Source organism: Bradyrhizobium sp. CCBAU 45389 (assembly GCF_028128625.1).
GTDB lineage: Bacteria > Pseudomonadota > Alphaproteobacteria > Rhizobiales > Xanthobacteraceae > Bradyrhizobium > Bradyrhizobium liaoningense_B.
The window spans coordinates 127,802-147,236 of record NZ_LBIY01000095.1 but is presented as its reverse complement, the minus strand read 5'-3'; the positions used below and the strand labels follow the sequence as shown (position 1 = coordinate 147,236).

21 protein-coding genes are annotated in these 19,435 nt (G+C 64.8%); 14 read left to right on the top strand and 7 right to left on the bottom strand.

Annotation, left to right across the window (positions count from 1 at the left end; all coding sequences use genetic code 11):
- Nucleotides 1–2 precede the first annotated feature (2 nt).
- The 3 genes from XH79_RS27660 to XH79_RS27650 all read left to right on the top strand — a co-directional run bounded on the left by XH79_RS27660 (nucleotide 3) and on the right by XH79_RS27650 (nucleotide 1,366).
- The gene (locus tag XH79_RS27660; protein WP_271583654.1) at nucleotides 3–470 is read left to right on the top strand and encodes a MarR family winged helix-turn-helix transcriptional regulator; all 468 of its coding nucleotides are present in this window, start codon (nucleotides 3–5) and stop codon (nucleotides 468–470) included.
- Nucleotides 471–551: 81 nt separating this feature from the next.
- Nucleotides 552–920, top strand: a complete 369-nt coding sequence (locus XH79_RS27655) for a YybH family protein (protein ID WP_271583653.1) — start codon at nucleotides 552–554, stop codon at nucleotides 918–920.
- A gap of 2 nt (nucleotides 921–922) precedes the next feature.
- Nucleotides 923–1,366, top strand: coding sequence for a hypothetical protein (locus XH79_RS27650; protein ID WP_212341702.1), 444 nt, complete (start codon nucleotides 923–925; stop codon nucleotides 1,364–1,366).
- On the opposite strand, the gene XH79_RS27645 is transcribed toward XH79_RS27650, so the two are convergent.
- Nucleotides 1,367–3,598 (bottom strand): ATP-binding protein, encoded by a 2,232-nt coding sequence (locus XH79_RS27645; RefSeq protein WP_271583652.1) that lies wholly within the window; start codon nucleotides 3,596–3,598, stop codon nucleotides 1,367–1,369.
- A gap of 128 nt (nucleotides 3,599–3,726) precedes the next feature.
- On the opposite strand from XH79_RS27645, the gene XH79_RS27640 reads away from it, so the two are divergent.
- Nucleotides 3,727–3,858: a hypothetical protein gene (locus tag XH79_RS27640; protein ID WP_271583651.1), complete on the top strand. Its 132-nt coding sequence runs from the start codon at nucleotides 3,727–3,729 to the stop codon at nucleotides 3,856–3,858.
- An 11-nt stretch (nucleotides 3,859–3,869) separates the two neighbouring features.
- The gene (locus XH79_RS27635; protein WP_271583650.1) at nucleotides 3,870–4,643 is read left to right on the top strand and encodes a DUF2189 domain-containing protein; all 774 of its coding nucleotides are present in this window, start codon (nucleotides 3,870–3,872) and stop codon (nucleotides 4,641–4,643) included.
- 159 nt (nucleotides 4,644–4,802) lie between these two features.
- On the opposite strand, the gene XH79_RS27630 is transcribed toward XH79_RS27635, so the two are convergent.
- Genes XH79_RS27630 through XH79_RS27615 form a run of 4 tightly spaced genes read right to left on the bottom strand, consistent with a single transcriptional unit; the run spans nucleotide 4,803 to nucleotide 6,553 of the window.
- Entirely contained in the window at nucleotides 4,803–5,315 is a 513-nt protein-coding gene (locus XH79_RS27630; RefSeq protein WP_271583649.1) for an SRPBCC family protein, read from the bottom strand.
- Nucleotides 5,315–5,782, bottom strand: a complete 468-nt coding sequence (locus XH79_RS27625; RefSeq protein WP_212341698.1) for an SRPBCC family protein — start codon at nucleotides 5,780–5,782, stop codon at nucleotides 5,315–5,317. Before XH79_RS27625 ends, XH79_RS27630 begins: the two co-directional genes overlap by 1 nt.
- Entirely contained in the window at nucleotides 5,782–6,246 is a 465-nt protein-coding gene (locus XH79_RS27620; protein ID WP_212341697.1) for an SRPBCC family protein, read from the bottom strand. The genes XH79_RS27625 and XH79_RS27620 overlap by 1 nt, the downstream gene beginning before the upstream one ends.
- Nucleotides 6,239–6,553 carry an ArsR/SmtB family transcription factor gene (locus tag XH79_RS27615; RefSeq protein ID WP_212341696.1) on the bottom strand — a complete coding sequence of 105 codons (315 nt, stop codon included), beginning with the start codon at nucleotides 6,551–6,553 and terminating at the stop codon, nucleotides 6,239–6,241. The genes XH79_RS27620 and XH79_RS27615 overlap by 8 nt, the downstream gene beginning before the upstream one ends.
- A gap of 117 nt (nucleotides 6,554–6,670) precedes the next feature.
- On the opposite strand from XH79_RS27615, the gene XH79_RS27610 reads away from it, so the two are divergent.
- From XH79_RS27610 to XH79_RS27595, 4 genes are all read left to right on the top strand, one after another.
- Entirely contained in the window at nucleotides 6,671–8,116 is a 1,446-nt protein-coding gene (locus XH79_RS27610; RefSeq protein WP_271583648.1) for an LVIVD repeat-containing protein, read from the top strand.
- A gap of 2 nt (nucleotides 8,117–8,118) precedes the next feature.
- Nucleotides 8,119–8,649, top strand: a complete 531-nt coding sequence (locus XH79_RS27605) for a hypothetical protein (protein ID WP_271583647.1) — start codon at nucleotides 8,119–8,121, stop codon at nucleotides 8,647–8,649.
- Nucleotides 8,650–8,875: 226 nt separating this feature from the next.
- On the top strand, nucleotides 8,876–9,496 hold the full coding sequence (locus XH79_RS27600) for a LysE family translocator (RefSeq protein WP_212341692.1): 621 nt from the start codon (nucleotides 8,876–8,878) through the stop codon (nucleotides 9,494–9,496).
- Between the two features lie 173 nt (nucleotides 9,497–9,669).
- Nucleotides 9,670–10,653, top strand: coding sequence for a DUF3592 domain-containing protein (locus tag XH79_RS27595; RefSeq protein WP_271583646.1), 984 nt, complete (start codon nucleotides 9,670–9,672; stop codon nucleotides 10,651–10,653).
- On the opposite strand, the gene XH79_RS27590 is transcribed toward XH79_RS27595, so the two are convergent.
- The gene (locus XH79_RS27590; protein WP_271583645.1) at nucleotides 10,650–11,456 is read right to left on the bottom strand and encodes an N-formylglutamate amidohydrolase; all 807 of its coding nucleotides are present in this window, start codon (nucleotides 11,454–11,456) and stop codon (nucleotides 10,650–10,652) included. The two genes, XH79_RS27595 and XH79_RS27590, sit on opposite strands and share 4 nt — an antisense overlap.
- 91 nt (nucleotides 11,457–11,547) lie before the next feature.
- On the opposite strand from XH79_RS27590, the gene XH79_RS27585 reads away from it, so the two are divergent.
- The 3 genes from XH79_RS27585 to XH79_RS27575 all read left to right on the top strand — a co-directional run bounded on the left by XH79_RS27585 (nucleotide 11,548) and on the right by XH79_RS27575 (nucleotide 13,906).
- Entirely contained in the window at nucleotides 11,548–12,459 is a 912-nt protein-coding gene (locus tag XH79_RS27585) for a transglutaminase family protein (protein ID WP_271583644.1), read from the top strand.
- Complete coding sequence (locus XH79_RS27580) at nucleotides 12,460–13,290, top strand: transglutaminase-like domain-containing protein (protein ID WP_271583643.1); 831 nt, start codon at nucleotides 12,460–12,462, stop codon at nucleotides 13,288–13,290. It abuts the gene before it with no gap.
- Nucleotides 13,291–13,507: 217 nt separating this feature from the next.
- Nucleotides 13,508–13,906: a gamma-glutamylcyclotransferase family protein gene (locus tag XH79_RS27575; RefSeq protein WP_212341687.1), complete on the top strand. Its 399-nt coding sequence runs from the start codon at nucleotides 13,508–13,510 to the stop codon at nucleotides 13,904–13,906.
- A gap of 57 nt (nucleotides 13,907–13,963) precedes the next feature.
- Here the strand turns inward: XH79_RS27575 and XH79_RS27570 are convergent, their stop codons facing one another.
- Nucleotides 13,964–14,527, bottom strand: coding sequence for a chlorite dismutase family protein (locus XH79_RS27570; RefSeq protein ID WP_271583642.1), 564 nt, complete (start codon nucleotides 14,525–14,527; stop codon nucleotides 13,964–13,966).
- Between the two features lie 315 nt (nucleotides 14,528–14,842).
- On the opposite strand from XH79_RS27570, the gene dnaG reads away from it, so the two are divergent.
- Both dnaG and rpoD read left to right on the top strand, forming a co-directional pair.
- Nucleotides 14,843–16,840 carry a DNA primase gene (gene dnaG, locus XH79_RS27565; RefSeq protein WP_271583930.1) on the top strand — a complete coding sequence of 666 codons (1,998 nt, stop codon included), beginning with the start codon at nucleotides 14,843–14,845 and terminating at the stop codon, nucleotides 16,838–16,840.
- Nucleotides 16,841–17,215: 375 nt separating this feature from the next.
- Nucleotides 17,216–19,372, top strand: a complete 2,157-nt coding sequence (gene rpoD, locus XH79_RS27560) for an RNA polymerase sigma factor RpoD (protein WP_271583641.1) — start codon at nucleotides 17,216–17,218, stop codon at nucleotides 19,370–19,372.
- Nucleotides 19,373–19,435 lie beyond the last annotated feature (63 nt).

Below are 19,435 nucleotides of genomic sequence, written 5' to 3'. Positions count from 1 at the left end.
CCATGTCGAAGACGTCTCAAGCCGCGGGGCTGCATCGCGCTTCGCTTGCGAAGCTGCACGAGCTCGATGCGGCGCTGGAGCTGATGTATTACGGCTGGCGCGGGATGACGCTGGAGGCCGACGACTATCTCGCCAAGCAGGGCCTGTCGCGCCCGCACCATCGTATCCTCTACGTCGTGGCGCGCCGGCCCGATATCGCGATCGGCGCGCTGATCGAGGTCCTCGGCATTTCCAAGCAGGCCCTGAACCGGCCGCTCAAGTTACTGCTCGAGCGCAAGCTCCTGACGTCGCAGCGCGCGCCCGAGCAGCATCGCTCGAAGCTGCTGCGCCTGACGGCCGCGGGGCAGCGCATCGAGCAAAGGGCGTCGGACCACGAGCGCAAGGTCATGCGCCAGGCGTTCGAGCGCGCCGGGGCGTCTGGCACGGCGGCCTGGATGGCCGTCATGGAGGCGATCGCCGACAACAACTGACGGCTTCTCAAGTCAACATAGTTGACATAAGAGCGCGGCTTTGCCACTTTCCCGGCCAACGGGCCAGGGGAGGGCTTTGCCATGAGCGCAGGGAAGATGGATCGCGCGGCGGCCGAACGTTTCGTCGCCGCATGGCACGCGAGCTGGTGCAAGGTCGACATCGACGCGGTCGTCGCGCATTTCGCCGATGATGCGCAGATGCGCAGTACGCTGGCGCTCGAACTGACAGGCTCCCCCGTTGTCGCGGGCGCGGAGAACATCCGCGCCTATTGGCGGCAGGCCTATGGCCACATCGAAAGCGCGGACCTGAAGATCCTGGGCTGGAGCTGGGACGAGGTGATCGCGCGGCTGACCGTGTGGTGGCAATTGGGTGGCACGCGCGCCAGCGAGTTCATGGACTTCGACGCCGCGGGCCGTGTGATCCGCAGCGAAGCCTTTTACGGAAAATAGCCATGCGTCTTTCGGATATTGTTCTGCTCCTCAACTCGCTCTGGTTCGTCGGAGCCTTCATCCAGTTCAGCATCGCCCAACGCAACACGCTGAAGATATTGCTGCCGCGGGAAGAGCGCGGCAATCCGATCGCGCCGACGCTGGCGGCGAGCGTCGCGTTTCTCGGCGGGATGAACCTGCCGATCGGGCTGTTGTCGTTCTATCTTCTGGCCGCGCGTCCGGTTTTCTTCCAGCCCGTGCAGGCGCAGCTCGTGCTGTTCCTGTTCTTCTCCGCCTGCCATTTCAGCCAGTTCGCCTATAACCTTCCGGTCTTGATGCGCGGCGGACGCGTCGGGGTGGCCTACTGGCCGGTGTTGAAGGGGCCGATGCTCCGGATCTTCGTCATCGACGCGGCGCTGTTCGCGGCCAATCTCGGCGTGGCGCTCCAGCTCGCGTTTTCGTCCTGATCATCGCGACGGCGCCGAGAGGGCGGCGCGCAGCATCGCGGCGAGATCCTTGCGCCGGAACGGCTTTGTCAGGATGCGGGCGTCGCCGATTCCGTCGGGCGTCTTGACCGGATCCTGCGTGTAGCCGGAGGTGAAGAGCACCTTGAGCCCGGGCCGCAGCGCCGTTGCCTGTCTTGCAAGCTCCGGCCCGAACATGCCGCCGGGCATCACGACGTCGGTGAACAGCAAATCGATGTCCCCGCGCTGGCGCAACAGGTCCAGTGCCGCGGGACCATTCGACCGCGCGATGACGCGGTAGCCCAACGCCTTCAGCTCGTTCTCGACATAGGCTCGCACCATGTCGTCGTCCTCGACGACGAGAATGGTCTCGCTTCCATCGTGTGCCGCGATCCGCTCTGCCGGTAATGGATCCTCGGCCGGCGGCGTCGCAAGACGAGGAAAGAACAGCTTGACGACGCTGCCGTGTCCCGGTTCGGACTGCATCTGCACCAGGCCGCCGGACTGTCGCACGAAGCCGTAGACCATGCTGAGGCCGAGCCCGGTCCCCTTGCCCACCTCCTTGGTGGTGAAGAACGGCTCGAAGGCGCGGCTCGCCACCTCGGCGGTCATGCCGGTGCCGGTGTCGGTCACGGCCACCATGACGTAGTCGCCCGGCCGCGGTTCGCCGTTGACGTCGAGGTCGGATTCGCCGAGCGAGATGTTGCGCGCCTCGACCGTCAGCTTGCCGCCGTCGGGCAAAGCGTCGCGCGCGTTGAGCACGAGGTTGAGCAGCGCAGTCGCCAGCTGGCCGGGATCGACGCTGGTCATCCATAAATCCGCATCGAGCGCGAAGGTGCACTCGATGTGCTCGCCCAGGGTTCGACGCAGCAACGGCTCCATGTCGAGCAGCTTGCCGGCGATGTCGATGTCGCGCGGCCTTAAGGGCTGCTTGCGCGCGAAGGCGAGCAGGCTCCGCGTCAGATCAGAGCCGCGCTCGGCGGCGGTCGCGATGTCGCCGGCGATCCGGTGCAATTCCTTGTTGCCTGCCAGCTGGTCGGCAAGATGCTCCGAATTGCCGAGAATGACGGTGAGGAGATTGTTGAAATCATGCGCCACGCCGCCGGTGAGCTGGCCCATGGCTTCCATCTTCTGCGACTGGCTGAGCTTCTGGTTGAGTTCGGCGATGGCGGCGCGTTGCTGCTGCAGCGACTCGGCGGTGTCGTTGAGCAGGGTCATCAGCCCGCCGAGCTCGCCGCCCGGATGGGGCGGCGGAATGCGCGCGCTGAGATCGCCGCGCCCGAGATTCTTCGCCATCGCGGCGAGCCGTCCGACCTGGCGCCCGACGCTCACGGTCGCGAGAATCCAGACCGCCGCCAACAGCAGCAGCGAGGCCACCGTCAGGATCGCGAGGTCCTCGTAGAGCCGGCGATTCGCCGCCGCGACCAGCCCGTCCTTGGACCGTCCGACCAGGATGTAGAGACCGGCATCCCGGGTCGACGGCGAGCGGGCGGCGACACTCCAGACATGGGTGCGGCCCTCGCGATCGGTGACCTCGTGAACGGACTCCCGGTCGGGCGTTGCCGCGAAGCGAAACAGTTCGGATCCGGCGATCGACCCGCCGACGGGCTCGGTCCAGCCTGCGCCCGAGGGTGCGACCAGAACCGTGCCCTTGCCGTCGACGAGCAGGATATCCTTCTCGCCGAGCAGCCGCTTGTGGTGAAACTCCGCGAATTTGCGCAGGTTGAACGAAGCCAGCAGGATCAGCTTCAGCGCGCCCGCGTCCGTCCGCACCGGATAGGCGATCTGGAGCACCGAGATTCCAGTCAGCCGGCCGAAGACCGGTTCGAGCACGACGCGGTTCGAGGCCAAAGCCTGCTTGAAATAGGCGCGGTCCCGGAGATCGAGGCTGCGGTTGGTCCGCAGCGAGTCGCAGAACAGGCTGCCATCGGGGTCGATGGTCAATATTCCGGTGAACTGCGGGTATTCCTCGCGCACTTCCGACAGGAACGCCGAGCACGCCGCCTTGTCGCGCGTGTCGAGGTCGCGGGCACGGGCGAGACCGTAGTGAAGCTGCGCGGTGCCCCGGATCTTTTCGTCCAGGTCGCCTGCAATCTCGTCGGCGGCCGCCGCCAGATTGGTCAGGGCGGCGTTGATGTCGCTGCTGCGGTTCTGCATGAAGCGCAAGCCGACGAGGCCCGCGGGCACCAGCATGGCCGCGATGACGAGAATCAGTAGCCGGGTATGCAAGCTCATCGTTCGAATGGTCCGCTCTGGTCATCGCGCGTTGGGGGCGGAGGTACAATTTGCGGCACCGCCCTCCGCTCCGTCCATAGGCATGGTGCCGAAAAGCGAGGAAAGATTTTGACATACACGCGTGGCGGGTGGGCCAGGGCGACGAGCCGCTGCCGGGCTTCCTCCAATACCGTCAACCCGTGATCAACTCGCGCGTGCGCGCGGCGGCGAAGGGCAGTAACATCGAGGTCGCGTGCGACGAAGATCGTGCCGGTAAATGAGGAGGAAGCTGATGTCCATCTCGGGCAAGGTCGATCCGGTCGTTCGTCCCGTCGTGGCAACTGACATCGCCGAGGCCCTGGTCGAGGGCCTGCGCGACTTCCAGGCGCTGCCGCTCTACGGGCTTTGCTTCGGCGCGCTCTACGCCGCCGGCGGCATCGCCATCATGCTCTGCCTCACCGCCTTCGGTATGGTCTATCTGGTCTATCCCCTGGCTGCCGGCTTCGCGCTGATCGGCCCCTTCGTGGCGATCGGCCTCTACGAAGTCAGCCGTCGCCGCGAGCGCGGCGAGCCGGTGTCGTTCGGTGCGATCTGGTCGGCGGTCCGCTCGCGCAGCGAGATCGGCTGGATGGCGTTCGTCACGCTGTTCGTGTTCGTGATCTGGATGTACCAGGTGCGGCTCCTGATCGCGCTGCTGCTCGGCCTGCACGCCTCGTTCTCGAGCCTGCAGGAATTCATGACGGTGGTGCTGACGACCAACGAGGGCCTGCTGTTCCTCGCCATCGGCAATGCGGTCGGCGCCGTGCTGTCGCTGATCCTGTTCTCGCTGACCGTGGTGTCGTTTCCGCTGCTGCTCGATCGCGAGGTCGATTTCGTCACGGCGATGGTGACGAGCGTGCGTGCGGTGGTGACGAGCCCGCTGCCGATGATCGGCTGGGCCGCCGTGATCGTGATGCTGCTGGTCGTCTCGGCGCTGCCGTATTTTCTCGGGCTGATCGTGACGCTGCCGGTGCTCGGGCACGCGACGTGGCATCTGTATCGGCGGCTGGTCGTGCCGGCCCCATAGTCGTCCCGGCGCAGGCCGGGGCGACTCAGTGCCGTAGGGTGGGCAAAGCGAAGCGTGCCCACCGCGTCTGTGCTGTATTGGGTCAGTGGTGGGCACGGCGCAAGTGCGCCTTTGCCCACCCTACGATATCGAGTTCGCGGAGACAGACCCTCGTCTCGCCTACGGCGTCTTGATCCCCATCGCCTTCAGCGCATCGAGCATCCGCTGCGGCGGGCCCATTTTCACCACCAGCGGCTTGCCGGTCTCGAGCACGCTCTTGAGGCCAGAGAGGATCGCCGGCCAACCCTGCCGTCCGCCTGCGAGGATGTCGTCGCTGAGCGGCCGGTCATGGCCTTCGCTCATGGTGAGACGCACCGCATCGCCGACCTGTTCGATCTCGTAGGTCACCAGCGTCGGGCCGAGCTTTTCGATCAGGTCCGGCCAATTGACGTTGAAGGTGACGGAGAGCTTTCGCGGCGGATCGTAGGCGAGAACCTCGCCGCTGATATGCAGCGCGCCATCGGGCGTGCGCACGATGAACGCGCCGCCGAGCCGCGGCTCGACCTCCACGGCGTTGCCGAAGAAATACTGCTTGCTGAACGCGGCCGAGGTCAGCGCCTCCCACACCTTCTCCGGCGTCGAGGCGATATAGATGGTGTAGACCGTGAGCGGCTTGAACTGGTCGAGGTCCATCACGCGAATCCTTCGATGTCGAGTGCTGCAGGCGGGATTGCCGGCGCCTTGCCGGTCTCCAGCAGGCTCTTGAGCCCGGACAGGATTGCGGGCCAGCCCTTGGAGATGCCGTCGAGCAGCTTGCTGCCTGCGGCAAAGCCTTCGTGCGTCACGGTCAGCTTCACGAGATTGCCGTAGGGCACGATGGTGAAAACGACCTTCGTCGCCGCTTCGTTCCGCATCTCCTCCATCAGCTCGTGCTTGAACGTATAGGAAAGCCGCCGCGGCCGCTCGGCCTCGAGGATCTCGCCGGTGTCCGTGACCTTGCCGCCCATCACGAGGGCGAAGGGCGAGCCGACCTTCCAGTCGGACCTGACTTCGGTATCGAACCAGTACTGCCTGGTGAACTCGCTCGACGTCAGCGCCTCCCAGAGCTTTTCCGGCGTGGTCTCGATATAGGTGACGTAGATGAATTCGGGCCGGGTCATCACGCAGCGTCCTTCGTCGAATAGGTCGGAGGCACGATTCCGATGGTGTGGCCGGTCTCGAGCAGGCTCTTCAGGTTCGACAGCACCATCGGCCAGCCGCCGGAGATGTCGCGCAGGGTCTTGCCGTCCTCGCCGAGTTCGTCATGGGTGACGGTCAGCTTGACGACCTTGCCGCGCGGTTCGAGATCGAAGGTGACGCGCGAGATGCCCTCGCCCGCGGCCTCGGGCTTGCGATTGTGCCAGCTATAGGCGAGCCGCCGCGTCGGATCGCAGGTGATGACCTCGCCTTCGATCGTCGGACTGCCATTGTTGGTGAAGCGGTAGGATGCGCCTTCCTTCCAGTCGGAAGCAATGCGGTGGCCGAACCAGTAGCGCTCTGTGAAATCGCCATCGGTGAGGGCCTGCCAAAGCGCTTCGGGAGAGGTCTCGATATAGGTCACGTAGACATAGCTCGGTTTACTCATCGCGTTTCTCCAACTGACGTTTCAACTCCCCGAGCGCGGCGAGCTTGCCGCGCTCGAATTTCTTGATCCAGCGCTCGCCGATCTGATGGATCGGCACCGGGTTGAGGTAGTGCAGCTTCTCGCGGCCATGCTTGAAGGTCGTGACCAGATTGGCCTCTTCGAGAATGGCAAGGTGCTTGGTGACGGCCTGCCGCGTCATCGCGAGGCCTTCGCAAAGCTCGTTCAGCGTCTGGCCGTTCCTGGCGTGAAGCCTGTCCAGCAGCGACCGTCTCGATGCGTCCGCCAGCGCTTTGAAGACCTCATCCATGGCAACGATAATAGGCAACCAAATGGTTGCATGTCAAGATGGTGTCTTTGGGCCGCAGGATCGGCCGTGTTAGCCTTTCATCTCAGCCAACGCAGATTGGTTCCTGGGAGGACATTGATGTTCCGTTGCGTCTTGACTGCCGCAGGCCTCGTCCTTTTCGCCTGCGGCACCGCCGCCTACGCGCAGAAGCAGACCATCGGTGCGCCGCCAGAAGCTTCCAACATGAAGCTGGTTGGCACTAATGACCTCCAGGGGCGCAGCGCCTATCAGCCGACCATCCATCATCAAGGCGACCGCTGGATCGCCTATATCGGCCATCACGGCGGCACCGACGACGTGCCCGCTCCCGTCAATCCGATGACAGGGCAGGCGGAGCCGAACGGAACCTCGATCGTCGACGTCACCGATCCCGCGCGTCCGAAATATCTGCGGCACCTGCCGGGGCAGGAGGGCAAGTATGAATCCGGCGGCGCGCAGATGGTGCGGGTCTGCGACGGCAAGTCGTTGCCGAAGGGCGATCCGAACGCGGTCTACATGCTGCGCACCTTCGGCGGCGAGGCGCATGAGATCTGGAACGTCACCGACCCCGCCAGCCCCGTGCTCATCACGCGCATCGCCGGCCTGAAGGACACCCACAAGAGCTGGTGGGAATGCGACACCGGCATCGCCTTTCTGGTCTCGGGTGCGCCGGACTGGCGCACGCGGCGCATGACGCAGGTCTATGACCTCTCAGATCCCGCGCATCCGCAGAAGATCCGCGACTTCGGCCTGCCGGGCCAGGAGCCGGGTTCGACCGGCGCGGTGCCGACCGAGCTGCATGGACCGATCTCGACCGGGCCCCACGGCAACCGCGTCTATTTCGGCTACGGCACCAACAAGGGCGGCATCCTGCAGATCGTCGATCGCGAGAAGCTCCTGACCGGGCCGAAGGAGCCGACGCCGGACAATCTCCGCTTTCCCGAGATTGCGCGGATGCCGATGTCCGCCTTCAATGGCGCGCATACGACGTTCCCGATGCTCGACATGCCGGTCGCGGAATTTGCCGAGGACAAGGACGGCAAGACGCGTGACATCGTCATGATCGTGGACGAGGCGATCCTCAACGAATGCGGCGAGGCGCGGCAGATGGTGTGGTTCGCCGATGTCACCACCGAGACGCGGCCGATGATGATCTCGAGCTATACCGTGCCGGAAGCGAGCGGGCAGTTCTGCCAGCGCGGCGGCCGGTTCGGCTCGCATTCGTCGAACGAGAGCATGGCGCCGGTCTATTACAAGAAGATGGCCTTCATCGCCTTCTTCAATGCCGGCGTACGCGCGCTCGATATCCGCGATCCCTATCATCCGAAGGAAGTCGGCTACTTCATCCCGGCGATCACCGCGGCGACCGACAAGCGCTGCATTCCGGTCGAGGGCGGCGAGCGCTGCAAGGTCGCGATCCAGACCAACAATGTCGAGACGGATGATCGGGGCTACGTCTACATCGTCGACCGCGCCAATACCGGCCTGCACATTCTCGAACTGACAGGTCCGGCGCGCGCCGTGGCCGGTTTGCCCCGGAACTGACGATGCGGCGCGCGATGATGATCGCGGCCGTGATCGCGCTCGGCGCGCTGTCCGGTGCGCGAGCGGATGACACGGAGCGCGCAGGACGTTGGCAGGAGATCGCCTGGCCGTTTCCCCGCGATGGCTGGCCCGCGGGCCGCGCGTTTCGCTGTATCGCGGGCGGATGCGATGGTGCCGAGCTCTACATCCGCGCCAAGCGCGGCTTCTGCAATTGCGACACCGGCGTTGCCGACGACGACGAGGTCGACCGTGTTACCGACATCGATCTGATCAGTCCGCGCTTTGTTCCCGCCGCGCCGGGCCACGCCGTGGACGTCGCCGCCATGCAGGGCCGCATCAGGCACTACGACCTCGCCATGGCCGACGGCGCCCGCCACGCCGCCGCCGGCCTCGCGCTGTCGCGCCGCTGCGATTTGCTGGTTGCGGTGGCGCAAGGCGCGGGCGAGGCGAACGCCGTGCAGCGTGCGGCGCTGGTGTTCCTGGAAACGGAGGAAATGAAGCAATGGATGGCGGCTGCGCTCGATGGCAGGTGAGGGAGGCGCGGCTCGCGCCAAGTCCTCCGCTGTCATCACCCGCGAAGGCGGGTGATCCAGTACTCCGAGGCGTTCGTGGAATACGGGAAGGCCGCGGCGTACTGGATACCCCGCCTTCGCGGGGTATGACACCGCGGCTTGGGCGGGCACACCGCACTCATCTCACTTCCGTTCCCGCCCATCCCATGCATTAATACCCGCAATCCGCCCTCAGCCGAGTCCTCCCATGATGTCCATGCAAGCCTATCTCGCCTTCGTCGCCGCCTGCATTGCGCTGGCGTTGCTGCCGGGTCCGATCGTGACGCTCGTCATCGCCAATGGCCTGCGCCATGGCACGCGTGCGGCGCTGACCAACGTTGCCGGCGCGCAAGCCGGCCTCGCCATCGTTATCGGCATCGTTGCGATCGGTCTGACCTCGCTGATGGCGACCATGGGCTACTGGTTCGACTGGGTGCGCTTTGCCGGCGCGGCCTATCTGGTCTGGCTCGGCATCAGGCTGATCTGGGCGCCGGTCGAGGGCGTCGATGTCGACGCACCGCCTCCGCCGCCGCGCGGCGGGTTCTTCCTGCAAGGCTTCCTGGTGCTGCTGTCGAACCCGAAGGTGCTGGTGTTCTTCGGCGCCTTCATCCCGCAGTTCATGGACATGAGCCAGCCGCACTTTCCGCAGGTCGCGCTGCTGGGCGCCACCTTCATGGTCACGGCCGTGATGACGGACGCGCTCTACGCCATCGCCGCCGGGCGCGCGCGAAAATTCTTCTCGGCCCGTCGCACGCGGTTGATGTCGCGCATCTCCGGCGGCTTCATGATCGGCGGCGGTATCTGGCTGGCGCTTACAAGGGCCAAATGAGCGAAGGCATGATCCGGAGAAGTGCGTAGCGGTTTTCCGAAAAGATCATGCCTAAACAACAACCTAAAGCGCGATGACGATTCATTTCGATCTCATCGCGCTTTAGCCCGGTTGAACCTCTGGCAGTGGCGATGCGTCCAAGGAAGCATTGCCGCTGACCTGGGATTTTGACCGTGCCGAATTTGCCGCCGCTCGTTTACGCGATGCTGCTTGCGCCGCTCGCGCTCATCCTGATTGCCGCCATCGTCAAGACCTGGCAGGCGCGCAAGGCGCGAAGCTGGCCGCAGGCCGCGGGCAAGGTCGTCACCTCGGTCGCCGAGGTGCGCGAGGTCAAGGTGTCCGACGACGAGCGCGAGGACGGTTATCGCACCGAGAGCCGCAACTTCGCCAACATCACTTACGAATATGTGGTCGGCGGCCGCAAGCTGCGCTGTGATCGCATCTCGATCGGCGAGGACCTCGGCAATTTCCAGGTCGCCGAAAAGCTGGCGAAATATCCGGCCGGCAGCATCGTCACCGTCTATTACAATCCGCGCCATCCCGATCAGGCCGTGCTGGAGCGCGATCTGCCCAAGGGGCTGTGGGGTTGCCTCGGCATCGGTTCGGCGATCGTGCTCGCCATCATCTTCGGCTCGGCCTTCGGCCTCAACCAGAGCTACCAATATCTCGCCCATCACATCGGCCGGCCGGATCTTGCGGGCCTCGTCGTCGCCTTCGGTGCGTTCGGCCTCGTCATCGGGCTGATGGCGTGGGGCGTGCAGCGGCAGGCGTCTATGGCGACGCGCTGGCCGGTCGTGCCGGGCACGATCAAGCTGTCGGGCATCGAGGAGTATCACGAGGCCAGCGAGCCCGGCGAGGCGCGCGGCCTCGAGATGTTCGGCAAGCGCGTGACCTACACCTATCGCTATCAGAACATCAGCTACACCAATGAATGCGCGCGCGTCGCGGCAGAATCGCCGTCTGCCTCGGACGAGATGCTGAAGAAGCTGATGTCGCGCTACCAGGACGGCGCAACCGTCGAGGTCCGCGTCAATCCCGACAATCCGGCCGAAGCCACGCTCGATGCGCGCGGCGGCGGCCGCATGGCCTACGTGCTGTGGGGCATCGCCGCGATCTTCTCCGCGCTGGCGCTGTTCGTCGCAACGCGCGGCGGTTAGTCGACCAACCGTTCCGCCCGCAACTCCACCTCGATCTCCGCAAAAACCCTTGCCAGTCGTTCCGCCCATTGCTGCTGGCCGGACTGGTCCGCGATCAGGTCCTGGCGGATCTCGATGCCGGTGTTGACGAGGCCTCTCGCTTCGCCATGCACGGGGATGGTGTAGTCGGTGAGGTCGCTCACCGCATAGGGCTCGTTGTCGCCGACGACGAGATCGCTCTCGGCGCGCAGATGTTTCAGCAGCAGCCGCGGCAGCACGGGGTCGCGATTGTACAGCGCGCCGATGTGCCAGGGCCGCGCGACGCCGGCATAGACGGGCGTGAAGCTGTGCAACGACACCAGCACGGTCGGCCGCTTGTCGTGCAGGCGGCGGCCGATCGTGGCGTCGATGCGGTGATGGTAGGGCTCGAAGATCTCGCGCCGCCGCGCCGCGCGCTCGGCGTCGGAGATGGCCTCGTTGCGGGCGATTGTGGTTGCCTCCGATATCACGGGGATCGAGCTTGCAACACCGGGCGGACGGTTGCAGTCGATCACCAGCCGCGAATAGCGCTGGGCGATCAGATGCGCATCGAGCATCCTGGCGAGGCGATCGGCGACGCCGGCGATGCCGATGTCCCAGCCGATGTGCCTGACGAGCTCGCTCTCGGGGATGCCGAGATCGCCGAGCGCGCGCGGCAGCGCGCGTCCGTAATGGTCCGAGGTGAGCAGGAAGGGCGATGTGCCTTCCGCATTCACCTCATGCACTGGCGGAATGTCACCCTCGCCGAGCAGTTGATCGGCCGCGCCGGCTGTGTCTAAAGCCATCCTGATTGCCTATGGAAAATGCAGTCACCCCGAAAATTGGGCAGGAATCGGTATAGATTGGTCCGCCCAAAATCACCATGATTGCCGGACGATGCCGCTGCTGACGATTCACCACAAGACCGAATATCGCTACAACCGCCCCGTGGCGTTTGGCGAACACCGCATCATGCTGCGTCCGCGCGACGGGCATGATTTGCGCGTGCTCGATTCCAGGCTCGAGATCTCGCCCGAGCCGATGTCGCTGCGCTGGATCCACGACGTGTTCGGCAACTCGGTCGCGATCGCCAGTTTCGACGAGCGCGCGGATCATCTGACCTTCGACTGGCACGTCACCGTCGAGCACAATCCGGTCGACGAGTTCGCGCTGACGGCGGACGATGCCGCCTATTTCTATCCGTTCGTCTATGACGACGAGGAGTTTGCCGATCTCGTCCAGTACATCACGCCGCAATATGCCGATCCCGACGGCGAGATCGGAGAATGGGCGCGCGGCTTCCTCGACGAGGAGGCCCCGACGCCGACCTTCAAGATCCTGAGCGGCATGACGCATGCGATCCGCAAGCAGTTCAAGTACCGCAAGCGTCACGAGCCCGGCACGCAGCATCCGCTCGACACCTTGCAGTCGGGCACAGGAACCTGCCGGGACTATGCGCTGTTCATGATCGAGGCGCTGCGCCAGCTCGGCATCGCCGCGCGCTTCGTCTCGGGCTACATCTTCGTCCCCGAGGACATCGCGCAGCGCCATGTCGGCGGCGGCTCGACCCACGCCTGGGTGCAGGTCTATCTGCCGAGCGCAGGGTGGATCGAGTTCGATCCGACCAACGGCATCGTCGGAACCCGCGACCTCATCCGCGTCGCGGTTGCCCGCGACCCGCGTCAGGCGATCCCGCTGCACGGCGTCTATATCGGCTCCGAGGAGGCCTTCGATGTCATGGACGTGAACATCAAGGTGGTCTCGGACGACCAAGACAGCGACGCAGAGATGGAGACAGAGGTTTCGTAGATGGAGATCAGGGTCGGCTTCGAGATCACCTACACGGCGGTGCAGCCCACACCGATGGTGATCATGCTGAACATCCACCCCTCGCGACAGGCCGACATCATCGGCAAGGAGGCGGTGGTTGCCGAGCCCGACGTTCCCATCCGCTTCTATCACGATAGTTTCGGCAATGTGTGCGGTCGCCTCATGGCGCCGGCTGGCGGCGTGACGCTGAGAGGCAGCGCGCTGGTGCGCGACAGCGGCCTGCCCGACGAGGTGATGCCTGATGCGCAGCAGATCCCGATCGAGCAATTGCCGAACGAGCTGCTGCTCTATCTGATGCCGAGCCGCTATTGCGAGACCGACAAGCTCACGGACATCGCCTGGTCGCTGTTCGCTAAGACGGAGCCCGGTTGGAATCGAGTCGCGGCGATCACCGCGTTCGTGCATCAGCACGTCACCTTCGGCTATGAGCACGCCCATCACATGAAGTCGGCGCACGACGTCTACGAGCAGAGGACCGGCGTCTGCCGCGACTTCGCGCATCTGGCCGTCGCGCTCTGCCGCTGCATGGGCATGCCTGCGCGCTACTGCACCGGCTACATGGGCGACATCGGCATTCCGCCCGAACCGTTCCCGATGGATTTCTCCGGCTGGTTTCAGGTCTGGCTCTCGGGCCAATGGTTCACCTTCGACGCCCGCCACAACATCCCGCGCATCGGCCGCATCCTGATGGCGACGGGGCGCGACGCCGCCGACGTCGCGCTGTCGACGAGCTTCGGCCGGATGGAGCTGAAGAAGTTCGTGGTGGTGAGCGACGAGGTGGTCGGCGCGGATGTGGTGAAGGTGGGGTGAGGAGATTTGGCACGATTCCTCCCAACGTCGTCCCGGCGAAGGCCGGGACCCATACCGCGTGATCTAACATTGGCGCCCGGTGTTAGTACCGCAGGTCAGCCCTTCACTGCCAGTCTTCGCAAAATTCCTCCCTGGGGTTATGGGTCCCGGCCTGCGCCGGGACGACACCGAAGGAGCGGCGCTGTCCTTCCACCTCATGGACAGCTATAGACCCCCTATGACCTCCAACCGTCTCTTCGTCTACGGCACCCTGATGCGCGGCTTCGACCATCCGATGGCGCGGCTGCTTGCGCAGCACGCGGACTTCGTCGGCGAAGCGACCTGCCGCGGCCGGCTGTTCCTCATCAAGCATTATCCGGGATTGCTGCTCTCGGACGCCTCCTCCGACCTCGTCCATGGCGAGCTCTTCCAGCTGCGCGTGCCAGACGAGCTGCTGGGTGAGCTCGACATGTATGAGGCCTGCGGCGAAGGCTTTCCCGAGCCGACCGAATATCTGCGCGAGCTGATCGACGTGACGCTGCCGGACGGCACATCCGAGAAGGCCTGGACCTACATCTACAACTGGCCCGTCACCGACCTGCCTCGCATCGCCTCGGGACGCTTCCTCGACCATTAGTTGCTTTTTGAGCGTGATTTCGTCGGAAAACCGCTGCGCACTTTTCCGGATCACGCTCTAGGCCGACAGCACTTCCTTCACCACGCGCACGTCGACCTCGCGCTCGACATAGCTCCATTCCTCGGTCTGCCTCAGCATCGCCACCAGCTCCTCGAACAGCGAGGCATCCGCGGGGGCGAATTCGAACCAGGTCAGGAAGTCGAAGGGCTCGCCGAGATCGCGGCAGTGATAGAGCTGGCGCGCGATCGCGGGCAGGAAGCGCAGGCTGCTGGCGATGTGGTGCGATTTGTCCTCGAAGATCTTGCGGCGCTCTTCCTGGGTCAGATCCCACCAGGCCTGCGACTTGCGGATCGGGATCAGGGCCGCGCTGGTGGCCTCCATCCGGCCGAGCCCGGCCTGCACGGCCACGAGCTGCTGCTTCTCGGGCCGCTCGGTGTAGCGCAGGCTGCTGGGTACGCCGACCAGCCGCCAGGCATTGCGCGAGGGCACAAGCGGCAACGAGACCGCGTCGCTGTCGGTCACCGACAGCGCCGGCATGAAGGGCAGGGGCTCGCCCGTCACCGATGAAATCGAGGTGACGCGCCAGCCCCCGCTGTGGCCGCCTCGAAAGGTCCTGAACATGGCGGTATGGAAGCGTGGAACCGGGCGCGGTTCAAGCTTTTCCCGTCATTGCGGTGCGCCCGTTCCGTCATCCTGAGGTGCTCACACTGCAAAGCAGTGTGAGCCTCGAAGGATGAATCGGCCCTGATGCAGCCGGGCCGTCGCCCTTCGAGGCTCGCCGAAGAGGCGAGCACCTCAGGGTGACGGGACCAGGCCCTGTGCATAGGTCGAATAACCCGGATAACCCGCCTAAACCTGACTTCTGGCCAAGCCGCACCTATATCCCTGATCCTTCGCCCGACTCACTTTGGATTGCGCTACACACACACCATGGCCATGCGCTTCACGCCCCAATTCCTCGACGAGCTTCGTGCCCGGCTTTCGGTCTCCGAAGTCGTGGGCAAGCGCGTCAAGCTGAAGAAGGCGGGGCGGGAGTGGAAGGGGCTGTCGCCGTTCCAGCAGGAGAAGACGCCGTCCTTCTACGTCAACGACCAGAAGGGTTTTTATCACGACTTCTCCTCCGGCAAGCACGGCGACATCATCAATTTCGTGATGGAGACCGACGGCCTGCCGTTCGCCGAGGCCGTCGAGCGATTGGCGAACATGGCAGGCCTGCCGCTGCCGGCGGTGACGCCCAATGCGGCGCGCGAGGAGCAGCGGCGGCGCTCGCTGCATGACGTCATGGATCTCGCCGCAAAATATTTCGCGGAGACGCTGGCCTCACGCGTCGGCGCCAAGGCGCGCGGCTATCTGGCCGACCGCGCGATCTCGCCGGCGACCCAATTGCAGTTCCGCCTTGGCTATGCCTCGCCCGATCGTTTTGCGCTGAAGGAGCATCTCGGCAAACTCGGAATCTCCGTCGACGACATGATCGAGACCGGGCTGCTCGTGGCCGGCAACGACATTCCCGTGCCTTACGACCGCTTCCGCGATCGCGTGATGTTTCCGATCACCGATCTGCGCGGCCGCGTCATCGCCTTCGGCGGGCGTGCGCTGGAGAAGGACGTTCCGGCCAAATACCTGAACTCGCCGGAGACGCCGCTCTTCCACAAGGGCGACAATCTCTACAACCACCAGACCGCGCGCAAAGCCACCCATGACGGTGGCGCGCTGGTTGTGGTCGAAGGCTATGTCGACGTCATCGCCATGGTCACCGCGGGTTTTTCAGGCGCCGTCGCGCCGCTCGGTACTGCGCTCACCGAAAGCCAGCTCGCGCTGCTCTGGAAGATGGCGGACGAGCCGATCCTCTGCTTCGACGGCGACCGCGCCGGACAGAAGGCAGCCTACCGTGCCGCCGATCTCGCGCTGCCCTTCCTTGCGCCCGGAAAGAGTCTTCGTTTCGCGCTGCTGCCGGAAGGGCAGGACCCCGACGATCTCGTGCGCTCCGGCGGCCGTGGCGCGATGGAAGAGGTGATTGCGGCCGCGCGTCCGCTCGCCGAAATGCTCTGGTCGCGCGAACTCGAAGGCGGCAATTTTGCTACCCCCGAACGCCGTGCCGCGCTGGAGGCGCGGATCAAGGAGCTGTCCAACGGCATCCGTGACGAGGTGGTGCGGCGCTATTATCGCGACGATTTCGTCGAGCGGCTGCAGCGCGCCTTCGCGCCTGACGGCGGGCGCGGCGGCTTTGCGGGCCGGGGCAATTTCCGCCAGGGCGGCGGCCGCCCATTCCAGCCCCGCGGTGGGCAGGCGAATCGATTCGGTGGCCAAAACCGCCGCGGCGGCCCGCCCGGGCCGACCCTGCTGCCCTCGGGGCCCTATCAGGCGGCGAGCCCCCAGCTGGCGGCGAGCCCGATCATGCGCGGACAGCGGAGCGCCATCTCCCGCCGGGAGGCCCTGATTCTGCAATGCCTGATCAACCACCCCTGGCTGCTGCACGACCATCTCGAGGAGGTGGCTGCCCTGGAGATCGCCCATCCCGAGGCCCACAAGCTCCGGGCCGCCATTATCGGCGCCTTCGTCAACGACCATTACCACTCGCCGGATCCCGAGGAGCAGGCCGAGAAGATGCGCGGCGACCTCGATAGGAGCGGATTTTCTCAGGTCCTTCAAAGGGTTGAAGGTGCAATCACCACCGCGGCGGTGTGGGGCGCTCGTGAGGGGGCGGCGCGGGACGATGTTCTTGCCACCTGGCATCAATTGGTTGCCTTGCATCGGCAATGGCATTCACTACTTAGAGAGCTGAAGGACGCCGAGCTGGCCTTGGGGGAGGACCCCAGCGAGGCCAATTTGGCATGGCTGCGTGACGTCAAGGCCCGGATGGCCGAAGTCGACGGTACCGAGGCCCTGATCGAGGGTTTTGGCGAGCTGTCGGGTCGGCTCCAGAAGAGCGTGTGATGAAAGAATCATGCGGACGGCCGGGGCCGGAACCGCTAAAAGACTCGCCAAATCCAAGGTTTGGCGGCAAAAACAGGGTTAATCGAGGCTTAACGGTCTTGTAGCACTTTGGCCCAGAGGCGGCCGCAGGCAGAACAGACGCGTCAGGAATGAATCCGCGCAATAGCTGTTGGCACTACACCTGCATCCGCTGCGACAAAGAGGCTCACGAAGCGTTAGGCAATTCCGGCGAGAGAGAGTTGGGGGTGGCGAGAGACATGTGCGCCGCCCTTTCCGTGTCGAGAGCTGCCGAAGCGAGAGCGTCGAGCAACAGGTTCAAGTGAATTCACGCGGGCGCGGCGAACGTCTCGCATGAAGCGCGTTTAGGAGCAATGGATGGCCACCAAGGCAAAGACGCTGCAGGCGAAGGACAAGGAAAAAGACGACAAGGCAGCGGATGCTCCCGAGAAGGATTCCCAGGACGCGCCGTCTCCCTTGCTCGATCTGTCCGATGCGGCAGTGAAGAAGATGATCAAGCAGGCCAAGAAGCGCGGCTTCGTGACCTTCGATCAGCTCAATGAAGTCTTGCCGTCCGACCAGACCTCGCCCGAACAGATCGAGGACATCATGTCGATGCTCTCGGACATGGGCATCAACGTCACCGAAGCCGACGACAGCGAAGGCGAGGAGGACAAGGACGAGGGCGGCGAGGACGAGACCGACAACGAGCTCGTCGAGGTCACCCAGAAGGCCGTCACCGAGGTCAAGAAGAGCGAGCCCGGCGAGCGCACCGACGATCCCGTGCGCATGTATCTGCGCGAGATGGGCACGGTCGAGCTGCTCTCCCGCGAAGGCGAAATCGCGATCGCCAAGCGCATCGAGGCCGGCCGCGAGGCGATGATCGCAGGGCTTTGCGAAAGCCCGCTGACCTTCCAGGCCATCATCATCTGGCGCGACGAGCTCAACGAAGGCAAGATCTTCCTCCGCGACATCATCGATCTCGAAGCGACCTATGCCGGTCCCGACGCCAAGGGCGGCATGAACACCGCGATGATCGGCGGCCCCGCCGGCGAAGGCGGCGAAGCCTCGACCGAGGGCGGAGAGGCCGCAGCCGCGACCGGTGCTGCGCCCGCGCATGTCGCGCCGCCCGCAGCTCCCCCGTCGCCGACTCCGTTCCGCGCCGCGCCCGCCGCCGGCAACGGTGAAGCCGAGAAGGATCCGGGCGAGGCCGCCGCCGAAGCCGACATGGACGAGGACGACGAGTTCGAGAACCAGATGTCGCTCGCGGCGATCGAGGCCGAGCTCAAGCCGAAGGTCGTCGAGATCTTCGACAAGATCGCCGAGAGCTACAAGAAGCTGCGCAAGCTTCAGGAGCAGGACATCCAGAACCAGCTCGAGAGCACCTCGCACGGGCCCTCGCTGTCGCCGCACCAGGAGCGCAAGTACCGCAAGCTCAAGGACGAGATCATCGTCGAGGTGAAGTCGCTGCGCCTCAACCAGGCGCGCATCGATTCGCTCGTCGAGCAGCTCTACGACATCAACAAGCGCCTCGTCTCGCATGAGGGCCGCCTGATGCGTCTCGCCGACAGCCACGGCGTCGCCCGCGAAGACTTCCTGCGCAACTACACCGGCTCGGAGCTCGATCCGCGCTGGCTCAACCGTGTCTCGAAGCTTTCGGCCAAGGGTTGGAAGAACTTCGTCCATCACGAGAAGGACCGCATCAAGGACCTTCGCCACGAGGTGCATCAGCTCGCCGCGCTGACCGGTCTCGAGATCGTCGAGTTCCGCAAGATCGTGCACTCCGTGCAGAAGGGCGAGCGCGAGGCACGCCAGGCCAAGAAGGAGATGGTGGAAGCCAACCTCCGTCTCGTGATCTCGATTGCGAAAAAGTACACCAACCGCGGCCTGCAGTTCCTCGACCTGATCCAGGAAGGCAACATCGGCCTGATGAAGGCCGTTGATAAGTTCGAATACCGCCGCGGCTACAAGTTCTCGACCTACGCCACGTGGTGGATCCGGCAGGCGATCACCCGCTCGATCGCCGACCAGGCCCGCACCATCCGCATCCCCGTGCACATGATCGAGACGATCAACAAGATCGTGCGCACAAGCCGCCAGATGCTGAACGAGATCGGCCGCGAGCCCACTCCTGAAGAGCTGGCCGAGAAGCTCGGCATGCCCTTGGAGAAGGTCCGCAAGGTTCTCAAGATCGCCAAGGAGCCCTTGTCGCTCGAGACGCCCGTCGGTGACGAAGAGGATTCACATCTCGGCGATTTCATCGAGGACAAGAACGCGATCCTCCCCATCGACGCCGCGATCCAGTCGAACCTGCGCGAGACCACCACGCGCGTGCTCGCCTCGCTCACGCCGCGCGAAGAGCGCGTCCTGCGCATGCGCTTCGGCATCGGCATGAACACCGACCACACGCTGGAAGAAGTCGGCCAGCAGTTCTCGGTGACGCGCGAGCGTATCCGCCAGATCGAAGCGAAGGCGCTGCGCAAGCTGAAGCATCCGTCGCGGTCGCGGAAGCTGCGGTCGTTCCTGGACAATTAATTCGGATCGTCATGCCCGGGCCTGACCCGGGCATCCATCCAAACGAAAACGGCGGGCCGAGAG

Bases quoted from the DNA above. Each gene is read 5' to 3' on its own strand.
- rpoD (WP_271583641.1), top strand. From the start codon at position 17,216: ATGGCCACCAAGGCAAAGACGCTGCAGGCGAAGGACAAGGAAAAAGAC.
- XH79_RS27630 (WP_271583649.1), bottom strand. From the start codon at position 5,315: ATGGACCTCGACCAGTTCAAGCCGCTCACGGTCTACACCATCTATATC.
- XH79_RS27620 (WP_212341697.1), bottom strand. From the start codon at position 6,246: ATGAGTAAACCGAGCTATGTCTACGTGACCTATATCGAGACCTCTCCC.
- XH79_RS27625 (WP_212341698.1), bottom strand. From the start codon at position 5,782: ATGACCCGGCCCGAATTCATCTACGTCACCTATATCGAGACCACGCCG.
- XH79_RS27590 (WP_271583645.1), bottom strand. From the start codon at position 11,456: ATGGCTTTAGACACAGCCGGCGCGGCCGATCAACTGCTCGGCGAGGGT.
- XH79_RS27600 (WP_212341692.1), top strand. From the start codon at position 8,876: ATGATGTCCATGCAAGCCTATCTCGCCTTCGTCGCCGCCTGCATTGCG.
- dnaG (WP_271583930.1), top strand. From the start codon at position 14,843: ATGCGCTTCACGCCCCAATTCCTCGACGAGCTTCGTGCCCGGCTTTCG.
- XH79_RS27635 (WP_271583650.1), top strand. From the start codon at position 3,870: ATGTCCATCTCGGGCAAGGTCGATCCGGTCGTTCGTCCCGTCGTGGCA.
- XH79_RS27645 (WP_271583652.1), bottom strand. From the start codon at position 3,598: ATGAGCTTGCATACCCGGCTACTGATTCTCGTCATCGCGGCCATGCTG.
- XH79_RS27615 (WP_212341696.1), bottom strand. From the start codon at position 6,553: ATGGATGAGGTCTTCAAAGCGCTGGCGGACGCATCGAGACGGTCGCTG.
- XH79_RS27650 (WP_212341702.1), top strand. From the start codon at position 923: ATGCGTCTTTCGGATATTGTTCTGCTCCTCAACTCGCTCTGGTTCGTC.
- XH79_RS27585 (WP_271583644.1), top strand. From the start codon at position 11,548: ATGCCGCTGCTGACGATTCACCACAAGACCGAATATCGCTACAACCGC.
- XH79_RS27605 (WP_271583647.1), top strand. From the start codon at position 8,119: ATGCGGCGCGCGATGATGATCGCGGCCGTGATCGCGCTCGGCGCGCTG.
- XH79_RS27655 (WP_271583653.1), top strand. From the start codon at position 552: ATGAGCGCAGGGAAGATGGATCGCGCGGCGGCCGAACGTTTCGTCGCC.
- XH79_RS27660 (WP_271583654.1), top strand. From the start codon at position 3: ATGTCGAAGACGTCTCAAGCCGCGGGGCTGCATCGCGCTTCGCTTGCG.
- XH79_RS27575 (WP_212341687.1), top strand. From the start codon at position 13,508: ATGACCTCCAACCGTCTCTTCGTCTACGGCACCCTGATGCGCGGCTTC.
- XH79_RS27580 (WP_271583643.1), top strand. From the start codon at position 12,460: ATGGAGATCAGGGTCGGCTTCGAGATCACCTACACGGCGGTGCAGCCC.
- XH79_RS27570 (WP_271583642.1), bottom strand. From the start codon at position 14,527: ATGTTCAGGACCTTTCGAGGCGGCCACAGCGGGGGCTGGCGCGTCACC.
- XH79_RS27610 (WP_271583648.1), top strand. From the start codon at position 6,671: ATGTTCCGTTGCGTCTTGACTGCCGCAGGCCTCGTCCTTTTCGCCTGC.